Here is a 15,484-nt window from a genome sequence, read left to right as displayed (position 1 = left end):
AAGCCGGTATCGGTCTCCGGTTCGGCGGGTTGAGGGAAAATGCATCTTTTGAAATCATCTGTTCTATTGGTATCGGCCAGTGTTCTTGCGCTGCCGTCCACGACACTTGCTCAGAGTCTGCCAGACAGCGATGGTAGTGTCGTCCTTGATACAATCGTGATCACGCCATTGCGCCGCGCATCTTCGCTGCAGCGCTCGACCTCGTCCGTGACTGTGATCGATTCAGCGGACATAGAACGCTCGGCAGCTCCGGATCTGCAGTCGCTGCTGAAGTCCTATAGCGGGGTTTCCATCAAGACGAATGGTGGGCAGGGCTCTTCCGCCGGAATTTCCATTCGCGGGATGTCCTCCACGCAGACGGTCGTTCTGGTCAATGGCGTGCGCACCGCGTCGGCAACAAGCGGCTCAACCGCGTTGGCGAATATTCCCCTAAGTTCGATCGACCGCATTGAGATCGCAAAGGGTGCGCATTCAGCGCAATACGGTGCCGATGCCATGGGTGGGGTGATCAATATCATCACCAAGCAGGGTGGCGCTTGCGGTGAGCGCTCCTGGTGCGGCAGTCTTTCTACCGGTGTCAGCCACCCATGGGGTGGGTATGCGTCCGGGTCCATTCAGGGACGGAGTAACGATGGTATCGACTATGCTTTCGGTGCAGCCATAACTGGCACCCAAGGATATGATTTCACCACAGCAGATGCCTATGGGCATGAACCGGATCGCGACGGATTTCTGCAAGGCTCTTTCAACTTTGCCCTGTCGAAGGACTTCGACTGGGGTAGAATTTATGCGGACGGTCTCCTTAGCCGAGGGCGCAATCAATATGATGCCAAGGCACCGTCACCGGACCAGGCCGATAGTACCGCATTTACGGGCAAGATCGGAACGCGCATCGATCATACGGCGGACTGGTCATCCACGCTGGAATTCAGCAGCGGTATCGACAACAGCCGCAACTTCCGGAAAGGCGTGAGCGGTTCGGACCGGTTTGAAACCAAGCGTTATGGGGTCTTTGCGTCGACGGAGAAGAGTTTTGATACCGGCAACGTCAATCATACCGTGACTGGTGGTGTGGAAGCCTATCGTGAGGAGATCAACACCACCGTTGCTTACGATGAAACCAGTCGTGATCTGGCTGCAGTATTTGGTCAGTATTCGCTGGAATATGAGGCGTTGCGCGTTGATGGTGGCGTTCGTTACGACCACAACAGTCAATTTGGCGACGTTGCCACTTATAACCTTGGCGCGAGCTATGAAATTTTGCCCGATCTGGTGCTGAGGTCTTCTTATGCGACAGGTTTCCGCGCGCCGACGTTTAATGATCTTTATTATCCGATGTCGGGAAACCCTGATCTGAAACCCGAAAAATCGGGTTCATATGAACTCGGTTTGAATTGGCGGATCGGTGCTGGCACTACTCTGGATATGGCTTTCTACGACACCCGGTTAAAGCAGGGCATCAGTTGGCGAGAGGATGAGCAAACACATTTCTGGTTGCCCGTAAACGTTGATCGGGCTCACATAACCGGGTTTGAAGCGACGCTCGATCATCGCTTCAACGATCAGTGGGGTGTCAAAGGCATAGTGGACTTCAAACGGCCAATCGATGAAGACACCGGAAACGACCTTCCCTATCGCGAACGTTTCAAGGGGGCGGCAGAGGTCAATTTCACGCCGATTGAAAAGCTCGATCTGACTGCAAGGCTGATTTATGGCGGTTCGCGTTATGCAGATGCTGCAAATAGCAAGAAACTCGGAGATTATGTGACGGCTGATTTCGTGGCGCTCTATTCCATCGACAAGCAGTCGCAGTTGAAGTTCTCGGTCGAGAATATTTTTGACAAGGACTATCAGACCTCCTCTGGCTATATTGCACCGGGACGCACGATCAATCTCGGATTGACCCGGAACTTCTGAGGCTGAACAGAGAATGAAAAGGGCATCCGCAAAATGGATCACCAGCTTCTGCCTCGCGGCGGGGCTGGCCTTATTCGTTCGAAATTCGGCAGACGCGGGGGACATTCCCCATCACGTCGTTTCCATCAACGTATGCACCGATCAGCTGGCATTGCTGCTGGCCAATGAGGGCCAGTTGCAGTCGGTTTCGTACTTGTCGCAGGACCCGGAATTGTCCGTCATGGCGGCAAAAGCCCGGGAGTTTCCGGTCAACCATGCGCAGGCAGAAGAAGTCTTTCTGATGAAACCTGATCTTGTGCTGGCGGGCACATTCTCGTCGAGGGCAACGGTTGGGCTATTGCGCAGGCTCGGTGTTCGTGTGGAAGAGTTCGCGCCAGCACGCTCGTTCGGCGATATAGAAGACCATCTGCATCGTATGGGTGAGTTACTCGGAAGACAGGCGGAAGCCAGTCGGGAAATCGATAGAATGAAAACTGCTTTGGCGGCAATCCAGCTTCCGGTTCGCCGCAAGACGGTCGCGCTTTATTATGCCAACAGTTACACGTCAGGTCGGGGAACACTGGTGGATGAGGCTGTGCGTCTTGCCGGACTTGATAATCTGGCCGACAAGGCGGGGGTCAGCGGTTCAGCTCTGCTGCCGCTGGAAAAGCTGGTGCTCGAGAAGCCGGATATTCTGGTGCGTAGTTCAAGAGATCGTGCGCCTGCGCTGGCTTTCGAGAATTTCGAACATCCGGTGTTGCGGGCGCTTGAAAAACAGGCGAGAGCGGTGACGATAGCGGATAATCTGACGGTTTGCGGTGGGCCATTCAGCGTTGAAGCCGTGGCGGAACTTGCGGAGGCGGCGCGTGACTGAACGTAACCGCTTCTATCTTCTGCTCGGCGGGCTGGCCATGCTTGTGGCTTTGCTCTTCATTGTTTCGTTGCTGACCGGGCCGGCGGCGATCAGTATCCCTGACAGCCTCAAGGCGCTTTTGGGTGATGACAGCGAAATGATCGTGCTGGTCATGCGCGAAATTCGCTTGCCTCGGGCACTGCTCGCGCTTCTTATCGGTGCCTCGCTTGGATTTTCCGGTGCTGCCTTGCAGGGCTACCTGCGCAACCCGCTCGCCGAACCCGGCCTGCTTGGCGTGAGCGCATCCGCGTCATTCGGTGCGGTTATCGCTATTTATAGCGGTCTCTCACTCTTGTTTCCGCTGGCTTTGCCGCTCCTCGCGCTGGCAGGTGCCTTTGTGTCGGTGTTTCTCGTCAAGCTTCTAGCCGGGCGCAATGCCGGTACGCTTGCGGTCATATTGGCCGGTGTCGCGGTAACCAGTCTTGCTGGTGCATTGACGGCGCTGGCGCTCAACCTGTCGCCCAACCCGTTTGCCGCAATGGAAATCGTCTTCTGGATGCTCGGTTCGCTGGCCGACAGATCGATGACGCATGTGGCTCTCGCCGCACCATTTATCCTTATTGGCTGGGCGATGCTCCTGGCACTCGGGCGATCACTCGACAGTCTGACACTGGGGGCCGATGCTGCGGCAACGATGGGCGTCAATCTGGCTCGTGTGCAGCTTTTTGCCGTGCTGGGTACAGCTGCCTGCGTGGGTGCTTCCACCGCTGTTGCCGGTGCCATCGGTTTCGTAGGGCTGGTTGTTCCTCATCTTCTGCGTCCGCTTGTCGGTGCGCGTCCATCACGATTGCTGGTTGCAAGCGGTTTCGGCGGGGCTGCCCTGTTGTTGGCTGCTGACGTATTGGTGCGTGTCGTCATGCCGGGGCGTGAACTGAAACTGGGCGTTCTGACGGCAATCATTGGCGCACCATTCTTTCTGTGGCTTGTGTTCAAGTATCGGAGGCAGCTTGTATGACATCGCTTTCGATAAAAAATCTTTCCGTTACGCTTGGCGGGAAGGCGGCACTCAGCGACGCAAGTTTCGATATTCATGGCGGTGAATTCATCGGGCTGATCGGACCTAACGGCGCCGGGAAAACGACATTGTTGCGCGCCATTTTGGGACTTGTGAGGTCCAGCGGGGATATTTCGCTCGACACGGACGATGTGCGCTACATGAGCGCTTCAACAAAAGCGCAGAACCTCGCTTATCTGCCGCAGGAGCGTGATGTTGCATGGCCGGTATCAGTGGAGATGCTTGTTTCTTTGGGGCGCTCGGCTTTGAAGCCGGTTTTTGCGAGCATGAGTGCGCAGGATAGAATGCTCATCGAGGCTGCAATGCAGCGCATGGACGTTACGCGATTTCGGGAAAGGTCGGCGATCGAGCTTTCCGGTGGAGAGCGGGCGCGCGTGCTGATCGCACGCGTTCTGGCGCAGGATACGCCTGTAATGCTCGCCGATGAGCCGGTGGCCGGGCTCGACCCTTCTCATCAGCTTGGGCTGATGGAAAGCTTCGCTGAACTTGCAAAAGAGGGCAGGACTGTCGTCGCCTCATTGCATGAGTTGAGCCTTGCGGCACAGCATTGCACGCGCCTTATTCTGCTCGACAAGGGACATATCGTTGCGGATGGGGAACCAACGAAAGTTCTCACGCCACAGCTATTGCATGATGTCTACGGTATTCGAGCGAAAATCATGACGGTGGATGGCGAGTTCATCGTCCATCCGACCTCCCGTGTAGGCTAGACATTTTTCCACTGACGCTCGCGGGAGGAGGCGTAGATGATTTCTACCGTCTTCTGGACTTCATATCCTTCGCGAAAATCGGCGTGATTGTTCTTCTGTCCCATTGTGGCAAGCAGGAAGTCGCGCACTTCGATTGTCTTGAGATCATTGAAGCCAATCTGATGGCCGCCAGCTACGCAAAATGCGCCATAGGGTTCGTGTTCAGGTCCGGCGAAAATCTTGCGGAAGCCCTGTTGTCCCTTTTTGTCGGAAAAGAGAAACAGGTCGAGTTCGTTGAAGCGTTCCTGCGAAAAGAACAGGGAGCCTTTCGATCCGGAAATCTCGAAATCGTGCTGCATCTTGCGACCGCTGGTGATCCAGCTTGCTTCGAGTGTACCGGTCGCTCCGTTTTCAAAACGTACGAAAGCGCGGCAAACATCGTCCACTTCCACAGGTTTCATCTGCGAAAGGTTCAAACTATCTGGGCGCTCATTGATGATTGTGACGGCGTCTCCCATTACCGCCGTTATCGGCCCAACAAGATGGCGTGCTGTAGCGATGATATGGCTGCCTATATCGGCTAATGCTCCTCCACCACCTGCCGGATCAAGACGCCAGGTCCATGGAATGTGAGCGTCCGCCATGAAGTCTTCCGCATGAATACCGCGAAAATTGCGAATTTCGCCCAGTTCACCGCTGTCGATGATTTCCTTGGCCAGTTTTATCATCGGATTTTTCAGATAGTTGAACCCAACGGCAGTCTGAACACCTTTCCGTTCCGCGGCGAGCGTCATTTCGAGGCACTCAGCAGCGGTGGGTGCAAGCGGCTTTTCACAATAGACGTGTTTGCCCGCTTCAATGGCGGCGAGCGCCATTTCCCTGTGAAACCGGTTTGGCGTTGTGATGTCGATGAGATTGATATCCGGGTTTGAGATCAGTGTACGCCAATTGTCGGTAGCATTTGCAAATCCCAGTTGTTTTGCGGCTTTTTTTGCCAATTCCACATTCACATCGGCCAATGTGTGAAGCTGCACTTCAATCGGTAAGTCGAACACCCGGTTGACGTTTGCGAGCGCGAGGGCGTGCGTCTTGCCCATGAAACCGGACCCGATCAAACCTGTCACCACAACCTCAGCCCTATCAGCCATTGTCATTCCTCCAGAAACGATGGTCGAAGCGTTTGGTGCTGCGCAACTCCTTTGGGAAATAAGCATATCGTCGGCAGCTTATGCGATTGACATGGGCTACCAGAAATGGAATTATAATTCCACGATAATTTGTTATGAATGTTTCATTCTATTGAAAAGATCCACGAGCTGCGTGTGTTCACGGGTAAAACGCTTGGAGGAGCGCCGGAATACAGCAGGCGAAAGGTAAAGCGTTAACGCAAACCGGCGGGGAGTGCCGGACAAGGGAGGAGTGAACATGCAATCTCTATTGAAGTCGGCCGTAGCCGGGGTGGCCTTGCTGGCTGCGTCTTTCGCAGCTCACGCGGCCGATATTAATATCGTCGTCGTCAGCCATGGTCAGGCTTCGGACCCGTTCTGGTCTGTCGTGAAGAACGGCGTTGCCGAAGCGGCGAAGGATACGGGCGCGAAAGTCGAATATCGTGCACCGGAAACCTTTGACATGGTGCAGATGGCCCAGCTTATCGACGCCGCGATCAATCAGAAGCCGCAGGGTATTGTGGTTTCCATTCCAGATGCGGATGCGCTTGGACCGTCGATCCAGCGTGCTGTAGCAGCCGGTATTCCGGTCATTTCCATGAATTCCGGCTCCGATGCCTCGAAGAAGCTCGGCGCTCTGCTGCATGTCGGTCAGGATGAATTCGATGCCGGTAAGGTCGCAGGCGAAGCATTGAAGAATGCTGGCGGCAAGAAGGGCATTTGCGTCAATCAGGAAGTGGGTAACGTTTCGCTCGATCAGCGCTGCGCAGGCTTCAAGGAAGGCTTTGGCGATGTAACGGTTCTGCCGACATCGACCGATCCTGCTGAAAACGAAGCCAAGGTTCGTGCTGCCTTGGCATCTGACGCTGCCGTCGACACAATCCTGACGCTCAATGCGACATTGGCAGGTGAACCGGCTGTGAAAGCCGCTGCCGAAAGCGGTCGCAGTGGAATCCATGTTGCGACGTTCGATATGTCGGCGGGCTTCCTGGAAGCTGTCGAAAAGGGACAGGCGGATTTCGCCATTGACCAGCAGCAGTTCCTACAAGGCTATCTTCCGGTATCGTTCCTCGCGCTTAACGCGAAGTACGGTTTGATGCCGGGTGGCAATGTCCCATCGGGCCCGAACCTGATCACCAAGGACAAGGCCAAGCAGGTCGTGGAACTTTCGGCCAAAGGCATCCGGTAAGCATCATTTAGACCATCTGATATCGAACCCGCCCATGAAAATGGGCGGGAACGGGTCTCTGTGCCCAGAATGAATCAGGAGAAGATCATGAGTGAGCCACTTCCCCATGAAAAGGCCAGCACGGCGGCGCTATCGAAGGATGAACGACTTCAGTCGGCGAGCCCATTGCAACGGCTCCTGAGCCGGCCGGAATTGGGGGCGGTCTCCGGCCTGATCCTTATTACGATCTTTTTCGTCTCAGTTGCCAATCCGGCTATGTTTACCGCAGCCGGTATTATGAACTTCATGGCTCCAGCTTCGCAGCTCGGTATTCTAGCCGTCGCTGCGGCACTTCTCATGATTGGCGGTGAATTTGATCTCTCTATCGGCTCGATGGTGGCTTTTGCTGGCTTGATCTTCGCCGCAGCTTTGGTTGTATGGCAGGTGCCGCTTGCCATCGCCATCATCGTTACCTTGCTGTTTGCCGCATTTGTGGGTGTGGTGAATGCCCAGATTGTTATCCGGACTGGATTGCCATCCTTTATCGTAACGCTCGCATTCCTGTTCATTCTGCGCGGTCTGTCGCTGGTTGGGCTGAAATGGGCAACAGGCGGCGCTACCCAGTTGCGTGGGGTGAAGGAAGCGGTTGCAGGCAGTTATCTTGCCGGCCTTTTTTCGGGCGATGCCTTTCAGGGATTTTTCCTCTGGATGGCTGAAAACGACCTGATTGACAAATTTCCCAATGGTGAGCCTTCGGTAAAAGGTGTGCCGGTCGAGGTTCTCTGGTTCATCGCCATTGCCCTTATCGCAACCTATGTGCTGGTGCGCACACGTTTCGGCAACTGGATTTTTGCGGCAGGCGGTGATGCTCTGGCTGCGCGCAATTCCGGCGTGCCCGTGCGTCGTGTCAAGACGACGCTATTCATGTGCACAGCGATGGCTGCGGCGCTAGTGGCTATCCTTACCGTTCTGGATGCTGGTTCAACCGATGCGCGCCGTGGCTTCCAGAAGGAATTCGAGGCGATTATCGCTGCGGTTATCGGCGGCTGTCTGCTGACCGGCGGCTATGGTTCTGCAATTGGTGCGTTCTTCGGCGCGATCATCTTCGGCATGGTGCTGATCGGGCTGACCTATACCCAGATCGATCAGGACTGGTATCTGGTGTTCCTCGGCGGAATGCTTCTGATCGCGGTGCTCTTCAACAATTTCATTCGCAAGCGCGCGACCGGCGAGCGCTGAGAGGGAGATTTGCCATGACCACACCCATAATTGAAGTTCGCAATCTTGTTAAACATTTCGGTCCGGTCATTGCGTTGAACGGCGTCTCGCTGAGCGTGGAACCGGGACAGGTGCATTGTCTGCTTGGCGACAATGGTGCAGGCAAATCAACCCTGATCAAGACGCTTTCTGGTGTTCACAAGCCGACCAGCGGCGACTTTCTGGTCGAGGGGAAGCCGGTCATCTTCAAAAGCCCCCGCGATGCGCTGGATCATGGCATTGCAACCGTTTATCAGGATCTTGCGATGATCCCGCTGATGTCGGTCATGCGGAATTTCTTTCTTGGACGCGAGCCGACAAAGGGCGTCGGGCCGTTCCGCTGGTTCGACACACAGCAGGCCGAAGAAGTAACGCGTGAAGAGATGCGCAGGATCGGGATCGATGTCCGTGATCCGCAGCAGGCTGTCGGAACTCTATCCGGCGGTGAGCGCCAATGTGTGGCGATTGCCCGCGCCGTCTATTTTGGCGCAAAGGTGCTGATCCTCGATGAGCCTACCTCTGCCTTGGGCGTGCGGCAAACGGCTATGGTTCTCAAATATATCAATCTTGTGCGCTCACGCGGGCTCGGTGTGATCTTCATCACACATAATGTTCGTCATGCTCATGCAGTCGGTGACAAGTTCACAGTTCTCAATCGCGGGGTAACGCTTGGAACACGCACGAAGAACGATGTGGACATGGACGAATTGCAAAGCCTCATGGCGGGCGGACAGGAACTCGCCGACCTGACTGCTGAACTGGGCGGTCGGGTCTGACCGGGATTTTTGGAGCGTAGAATGAGCGGACAATTCAGCGGCAAAGTTGCCGTCATTACCGGAAGCACGCAAGGGCTTGGCGCAGCAACTGCGAAACTGTTTGCAGAGAGAGGCGCCAAAGGTCTCGTTATATGCGGGCGTTCGGTTGAAAAAGGGCGAGCGCAAGTCGATCAGTTGGCAAATCTTGGAGCCAAAGCGGTCTTCGTGCAGGCTGATCTTGAGAAGGTGGAAGACTGTTGCAAGATCGTTTCGGAAGCCGACCGTGTTTTTGGAAGGCTTGACGTTCTCGTAAACGCTGCGGGTTTGACGGATCGGGGCACCATTCTGGATACGAGCCCGGAATTGTTCGACCGTTTGTTTGCGGTGAATACACGAGCGCCATTCTTCCTCATTCAAGAGGCAATAAAACTGTTCCGACGCGATAAGGCGCAAGGGACAATCGTCAACATTTCTTCGATGTCGTCGATGGGCGGCCAGCCTTTTATTGCAGCTTATTGTGCTTCCAAGGGGGCGCTGGACACACTGACCCGGAATGTGGCCTATTCGGTTCTGCGCAATCGTATCCGCATCAATAGCCTGAATATCGGTTGGATGGCATCGGACGGTGAAGATCGTATCCAACGTGAATTTCATAATGCGCCGGAGAACTGGCTGGATGACGCGGCGAAGAGCCAGCCTTTCGGTAGATTGATCGATCCAAGTGAAGTTGCTCGCGCGATAGCATTTCTGGCTTCGGAAGAATCCGGCTTGATGACGGGTGCCATCGTGAATTTCGATCAATCGATCTGGGGTGCCTATGGTACATCTCCGCATCCCGATCACCCGCTTTGAGTGGCTGACAGTATCTCGATGCTTGATTGAGAGGGGTAGTAACCGCTTCAATAGCTGAAATGGCTCCATAGATATTTCATTCGAACCGATAATGCTTCGCGCGTTGCTTTGTTCGAGTATTGCTTGAGCAAACTGTAAAATATTGTGAGAAACTTTTACGATCCTGCTTGCGCTTGCAATTTCAGGTAGTTAGAGCATCTGTCTGCCTGACCGATTCAGGCTGTGTGTTTCAAGCAGTTGTTTCAGCCGTATTTACGCGATGTCGAAGCCTCCCTTTCGTCTGCGAATTCGTTCTGGCAATGGCTTGCACAGACACCGTTTTAATTTGCGCTGAAAGGACCAGCATCGTGGAGCAGGCAAAGAACGGAACCCGTAAGGGTGGGCGCAAGGCGCTATGGGCGGCAGTTGCGGTAATCGCTATCGCTGCGGCCGGTTTGACCGGATACAAGATCACACTTGAGAAGACGATTACGTCGCAGCTTGAAAAGCGTGGCGGCAAGGCTTCGTCCGTCGAAGCCGACTTTCTCGGACGTATTCATCTGCGCGACGTGACGTTGCCGCTGAAGGATGGCTCCAACGTTCGTATCGCTTCGGTTGACGGACGCCCCAAGTTTCTGTTCCTCACCGGCATGCTGAATGCGTCGGGCATTGATACGGAGATCGGAAACTACAAGATTTCAATTCCAAGCGTGGCAATCGAGGACGCTAATTTCGATACCGCCATGCTGAAAGATACTTTCGGCAATAGCGGTCTGACGCTGCCGGAGCGTGTTGGTCGGTTCTCGGCAAAGCGCCTGACTGCGCAGGAAATCAAGGTTATCCAGACCGTCGCGAATAACGAACAGAACATCGTCTACAAGGACGTTGCACTGGAAGATATCAACCTTGGTAAGGTTGCTCGTTATACGGCGGGTGGCACGGCTTTCGACTTCACGATCCAAGTGCCGGGTGAAGACGGTGAAAAAGTCTCGGACAAGATGACAGGCACTATGGGTGCCGCAGAAGGCAAGGACATCGATGGTGTCTTCCTCGCCCGTCTCTACACCGAAAAGGCAGGCCCGGACGACAAGGAAGCAAAGCCAGTCTATGGTCCGTTCTCGGCGAAGAATATCGTCATGAAGACGAAGGATGCGAATTTCAGCTATGATGAAATTCGCAGCAGCGGGTTCACGGCTCGCATGCCTGCCGTGCCGTTTACCGAAACCTTGAACAAGCTCCAGTCCCTCGAAAATGCGGACGAGCTTTCGCCGGAAGAAACGCGCGAGCTTATTCTTCAGTTGAGCTCTCTGTTTGACATGATCGGCAAGGGCGATGTCGAAATGCTCGGCATGAAAATCGAGCCGACTGATGCGTCGAAAGGCAAAGGCGGTATCGAGCGCGTCGCAGTTTCTTTCGACAATCAGAAGATGGATGCGACGATCAAAGGTTTGGCCTTCTCCGAAGGTCAGGACTACATGAAGATGGAGGAAGCTTCCTTGAAGGGCTTCTCCTGGGCAACTTCGGTTGAAGCCCTGAAAAAGTTTGCCGCGCTGAATGAGGAAGAAGTTGAAAACTTCCCTTTCACGACCATGCTTCCGGAATTCGGCACGCTTAAGGTCGTGGGGATCGACGCCGATCTGCCATATGAAAAGTCTGAAGATGTGGATGCAGGCGAGGAAAACGCGGACGATGGAGATCAGGCTGTAACCGAAGAACCGTCGGTTCCTTCGCTGCCTGAACGCATTCAGTTCGCTATGAAGAGCTACGAAGTCGCTCTCAACAAACCTTACAACGGTATTCCGACCGATGTACGCGTCGCGTACGAAGATATGTCGTTCAAAGTGCCGACACAGGCTGATGACGAGTTTTACCAGCAGCTTCGGGCACTTGGCTATGATAGTCTCACTATGTCTTCAAACTTTGAGGCAAGCTGGGATGAAGCAAACCAGAATCTGATCATCAAGGACATCTCGATCAGCGGCAAGGATATGGGTATTGTATCTATGTCCGGTTTGATGGGCGGTTTGACGAAGGAATTCTTTTCTGGCGACAAGGTGATGATGCAGGTCGCTCTGCTTGGGCTCAAGGCCAAGCAGGTAAACCTGAAAATTGAGGAAAAGGGCATCATCTCCAAGGCTATCAAGACTTATGCCAAAGAAAAAGATATGTCGGAAGATGAAGTGCGCAGCACGATGTCTTTGATGGCTGCAGCCTCTCTGCAGGAGCTGGCAGCAGACCAGCCACAATTGCAGGATGTTGCGACGGCGTTTTCTACTTTCCTCGCAAAGCCAAACATTTTCGAGCTCTCTGTCAAAGCGAAAGCTGAAAAGGGAATTGGCGCTCTCGAAATGGTAGCGGCATCGCAAGATCCGCTCACTCTGCTCGACAAAGTCGATATCGAAGCCAAGGCGGAATAATCGGCTATTCCATCGACATATGTGAAACGCCGACCTTTGGTCGGCGTTTCTGTAATCAGAGCTTCACCAAAACATTACACAAGGGTCATGCCCTTGATATATAAGGGTCCTAGTAAGCCTCGGAAATAACGAGGCCAACATGACCAGAAAAAATGTCCTGCTTATCGTCGTTGATCAATGGCGAGCAGATTTTATCCCTCACCTGATGCGGGCGGAGGGGCGCAAACCCTTCCTCAAAACTCCCAATCTTGATCGCCTTTGCCGGGAAGGCTTGACCTTCCGCAATCACGTCACGACCTGCGTGCCGTGTGGCCCGGCAAGAGCAAGCCTGCTTACGGGGCTCTACCTGATGAACCATCGGGCAGTGCAGAACACCGTTCCGCTTGATCAGCGCCATTTGAATCTCGGCAAAGCCCTCCGCGCCATCGGCTACGATCCCGCGCTCATCGGTTACACGACGACGACACCTGATCCGCGCTCGACGTCCCACAGAGATCCGCGTTTTACGGTTCTTGGCGATATCATGGACGGGTTTCGCTCCGTAGGTGCATTCGAACCCAATATGGACGGGTATTTTGGCTGGGTGGCGCAGAACGGCTTCGAACTGCCGGAGAATCGCGAAGATATCTGGCTGCCGGAAGGGGAGCATTCCGTTCCGGGCGCTACCGACAAGCCGTCGCGTATCCCGAGGGAGTTTTCGGATTCCACATTCTTCACCGAACGCGCGTTGACATACTTGAAGGGGAGGGATGGCAAGCCTTTCTTCCTGCATCTTGGCTATTATCGTCCACATCCACCATTCGTCGCCTCCGCGCCTTATCATGCGATGTACAAGGCCGAAGATATGCCTGCGCCTGTTCGCGCGGATAGTCCGGACGCCGAAGCGGCACAGCATCCCCTTATGAAGCATTATATCGATCACATCAGGCGCGGTTCGTTCTTTCATGGGGCGGAAGGGTCGGGTGCAACGCTTGACGAAGGTGAGATTCGCCAAATGCGCGCCACCTATTGCGGCCTGATTACGGAAATCGACGATTGTCTGGGGCGGGTCTTCGCTTACCTTGATGAAACGGGTCAGTGGGACGATACACTGATCATCTTCACCAGCGATCACGGTGAGCAGCTCGGTGATCATCATCTGCTTGGCAAGATCGGCTACAATGACGAAAGTTTCCGCATTCCTTTGGTTATAAAGGATGCAGGACAGAACCGGCACGCTGGCCAGATCGAAGAAGGCTTTTCCGAAAGCATCGATGTCATGCCAACCATCCTCGAGTGGTTGGGCGGGGAAACGCCACGTGCTTGCGACGGACGTTCGCTACTGCCGTTTCTGGGCGAGGGAAAGCCCGCCGACTGGCGTACAGAACTGCATTACGAGTTCGACTTCCGCGACGTCTTCTACGATCAGCCGCAGAACTCGGTGCAGCTTTCCCAAGATGATTGCAGCCTTTGCGTAATTGAGGACGAAAACTACAAGTACGTGCATTTTGCGGCTTTGCCGCCACTGTTCTTCGATTTGAAGGCAGACCCGCACGAATTCAACAATCTGGCTGAAGACCCCGCTTATGCGGTTCTCGTTCGCGACTACGCCCAGAAGGCTTTGTCGTGGCGGCTGTCTCATGCTGACCGGACACTCACCCATTACAGATCCGGCCCGCAAGGGCTGACAACGCGCAACCATTGATCTCAGGAGCAACCAAATGATCAATCTGACCCGACGCGGAATGCTTGGCCTTTCAGCCGGTGCCGCCGGTTCGCTCGTCCTGCCGCGCTTTGCAATCGCACAGGCTGACAATCGCCCATCGATCACCATTGCTGTCCAGAAGGTGGCAAACAGCAATACGCTCGACGTTCTTCGCGAGCAGTCGAATGTCGGCGAACGCGTTTTCTTCTCCAGTATCTGGGAAGCGTTGATCGACCGTGACTGGCTGGGCGGTCTTTCCGCAGTGCCAGGTCTTGCGACCGAATGGACCCGCATTGACGACAAAACCGTTGAACTGAAACTCCGGCAAGGCGTGAAGTTCCACAATGGCGACGAGATGACCGCCGAGGACGTTGCCTTCACCTTTGGCAAGGAACGTATGTTTGGCGACACGCAGCCCGCCGAAGGCAAGACAATATATGTCTCGGAGAAAAACCCGCTCGGCCGTGAAAGCAAGGAACTGCCGCTTGAAGTGCCAGCAACGGCACGCCGCTCGTGGCCAGCCCTTCTCGGTGTCGAAGTAGTCGACAAATATACCGTACGCTTCAAGAACGGTACGCCGGACGTCACGATGGAAGGCCGCATCTCCCGTTACGGCAGCCAGATCATGAGCCGTCGTGGTTGGGAAGAGTCGCCGAGCTATCTCGATTGGGCGCGCAAGCCGGTTACTACCGGGCCTTACAAGGTTGTCGAGTTCAAGCCTGACAATATGCTGGTGCTCGAAGCTCATGACGAATATTGGGGTGGACGCCCGCCGCTGAAGCAGATCCGCTTCATCGAAGTACCGGAAGTGGCCTCCCGCATCAATGGTCTGCTCTCGGGTGAATATCAGTTCGCCTGTGATATTCCGCCGGATCAGATTGAGGGCATCGAAAAGAACGACGCTTTCGAGGTTCAGGGCGGCACGATTCTCAACCACCGTCTAACCGTGTTCGACAAGTTCCATCCGCAACTGGAAAATCCGTTGGTGCGTCGCGCATTCACCCATGCGATCGATCGTCAGGCGATCGTAGATTCGCTGTGGGCCGGTCGTACGGTCGTTCCGGCTGGTCTCCAGTGGGATTATTATGGCGATATGTTCGTTCAGGGCTGGAATGTTCCGGAGTATAACCCGGATCTCGCAAAACAGCTTTTGAAAGAAGCCGGTTACAAGGGTGATGCAATCCCTTACCGCCTGCTCAACAATTACTATACCAACCAGACCCCAACTGCGCAGATCCTTGTGGAGATGTGGAATCAGGTGGGCCTGAACGTTGAAATCCAGATGCAGGAAAACTGGCAACAGGTTCTGGAGAAGAGCCCAGGACGTGCCGTGCGCGACTGGTCCAATTCCGCGCCATTCAACGATCCGGTTTCTTCCATCGTCAGTCAGCATGGTCCGAATGGCCAGCAGCAACAGGTCGGCGAGTGGACGAATGAGGAAGCAAACAAGCTTTCCGTCATTCTGGAAACCAGCACCGACCATGCCAAACGCAAGGAAGCGTTCAAGCGGATGCTGGAAATCTGTGAACGGGAAGACCCTGCTTACACAGTCCTTCACCAGAACGCGACGTTTACTGCCAAGCCGAAGTCATTGAAGTGGAAGGCGGCGCCTGCTTTCGCAATGGATTTCCGCAAAAACAACTGGGCATGATCCATTTGTAGAGGCGGGCCCGGTTCGGCCGGGCTCGCTTTT

General features: G+C 54.6%; 12 protein-coding genes. 11 read left to right on the top strand and 1 reads right to left on the bottom strand.

The features are described 5' to 3' along the window. Window positions 1-39: 39 nt before the first annotated feature. The 4 genes from F9K91_RS11810 to F9K91_RS11795 are packed head-to-tail and all read left to right on the top strand — an operon-like array spanning window position 40 to window position 4,534. Window positions 40-1,917 (top strand): TonB-dependent receptor domain-containing protein, encoded by a 1,878-nt coding sequence (locus F9K91_RS11810; protein WP_151677858.1) that lies wholly within the window; start codon window positions 40-42, stop codon window positions 1,915-1,917. Window positions 1,918-1,930: 13 nt separating this feature from the next. Next, window positions 1,931-2,770: an ABC transporter substrate-binding protein gene (locus F9K91_RS11805; RefSeq protein ID WP_151651758.1), complete on the top strand. Its 840-nt coding sequence runs from the start codon at window positions 1,931-1,933 to the stop codon at window positions 2,768-2,770. Then, complete coding sequence (locus F9K91_RS11800) at window positions 2,763-3,764, top strand: FecCD family ABC transporter permease (protein WP_151651757.1); 1,002 nt, start codon at window positions 2,763-2,765, stop codon at window positions 3,762-3,764. Before F9K91_RS11805 ends, F9K91_RS11800 begins: the two co-directional genes overlap by 8 nt. After that, the gene (locus F9K91_RS11795; RefSeq protein WP_151677857.1) at window positions 3,761-4,534 is read left to right on the top strand and encodes an ABC transporter ATP-binding protein; all 774 of its coding nucleotides are present in this window, start codon (window positions 3,761-3,763) and stop codon (window positions 4,532-4,534) included. The genes F9K91_RS11800 and F9K91_RS11795 overlap by 4 nt, the downstream gene beginning before the upstream one ends. On the opposite strand, the gene F9K91_RS11790 is transcribed toward F9K91_RS11795, so the two are convergent. Beyond that, on the bottom strand, window positions 4,531-5,661 hold the full coding sequence (locus F9K91_RS11790; RefSeq protein WP_151677856.1) for a Gfo/Idh/MocA family protein: 1,131 nt from the start codon (window positions 5,659-5,661) through the stop codon (window positions 4,531-4,533). The two genes, F9K91_RS11795 and F9K91_RS11790, sit on opposite strands and share 4 nt — an antisense overlap. A gap of 277 nt (window positions 5,662-5,938) precedes the next feature. Between F9K91_RS11790 and F9K91_RS11785 the strand changes: the two genes are divergently transcribed. The 7 genes from F9K91_RS11785 (at window position 5,939) to F9K91_RS11755 (ending at window position 15,442) form a co-directional block, all read left to right on the top strand. After that, window positions 5,939-6,868: a sugar ABC transporter substrate-binding protein gene (locus F9K91_RS11785; protein ID WP_151555681.1), complete on the top strand. Its 930-nt coding sequence runs from the start codon at window positions 5,939-5,941 to the stop codon at window positions 6,866-6,868. Window positions 6,869-6,955: 87 nt separating this feature from the next. Next, a complete protein-coding gene (locus F9K91_RS11780) occupies window positions 6,956-8,086 on the top strand; it encodes an ABC transporter permease (RefSeq protein ID WP_151677855.1) in 1,131 nt (376 codons plus the stop codon). A gap of 14 nt (window positions 8,087-8,100) precedes the next feature. Further along, window positions 8,101-8,880: an ATP-binding cassette domain-containing protein gene (locus F9K91_RS11775; RefSeq protein ID WP_151651753.1), complete on the top strand. Its 780-nt coding sequence runs from the start codon at window positions 8,101-8,103 to the stop codon at window positions 8,878-8,880. 21 nt (window positions 8,881-8,901) lie between these two features. Next, the gene (locus tag F9K91_RS11770) at window positions 8,902-9,711 is read left to right on the top strand and encodes an SDR family oxidoreductase (RefSeq protein ID WP_151555684.1); all 810 of its coding nucleotides are present in this window, start codon (window positions 8,902-8,904) and stop codon (window positions 9,709-9,711) included. 347 nt (window positions 9,712-10,058) lie between these two features. After that, window positions 10,059-12,107, top strand: coding sequence for a hypothetical protein (locus F9K91_RS11765; RefSeq protein WP_151677854.1), 2,049 nt, complete (start codon window positions 10,059-10,061; stop codon window positions 12,105-12,107). Between the two features lie 139 nt (window positions 12,108-12,246). Further along, window positions 12,247-13,791, top strand: a complete 1,545-nt coding sequence (pehA, locus tag F9K91_RS11760; RefSeq protein ID WP_104755902.1) for a phosphoric/sulfuric ester hydrolase PehA — start codon at window positions 12,247-12,249, stop codon at window positions 13,789-13,791. Between the two features lie 16 nt (window positions 13,792-13,807). Beyond that, complete coding sequence (locus F9K91_RS11755; RefSeq protein ID WP_104755901.1) at window positions 13,808-15,442, top strand: ABC transporter substrate-binding protein; 1,635 nt, start codon at window positions 13,808-13,810, stop codon at window positions 15,440-15,442. The last annotated feature ends 42 nt before the right edge of the window (window positions 15,443-15,484 follow it).

The sequence above is a fragment of the Brucella tritici genome, assembly GCF_008932295.1.
Classification (GTDB): domain Bacteria; phylum Pseudomonadota; class Alphaproteobacteria; order Rhizobiales; family Rhizobiaceae; genus Brucella; species Brucella tritici.
This window is presented reverse-complemented; position numbering and strand designations above follow the sequence as displayed.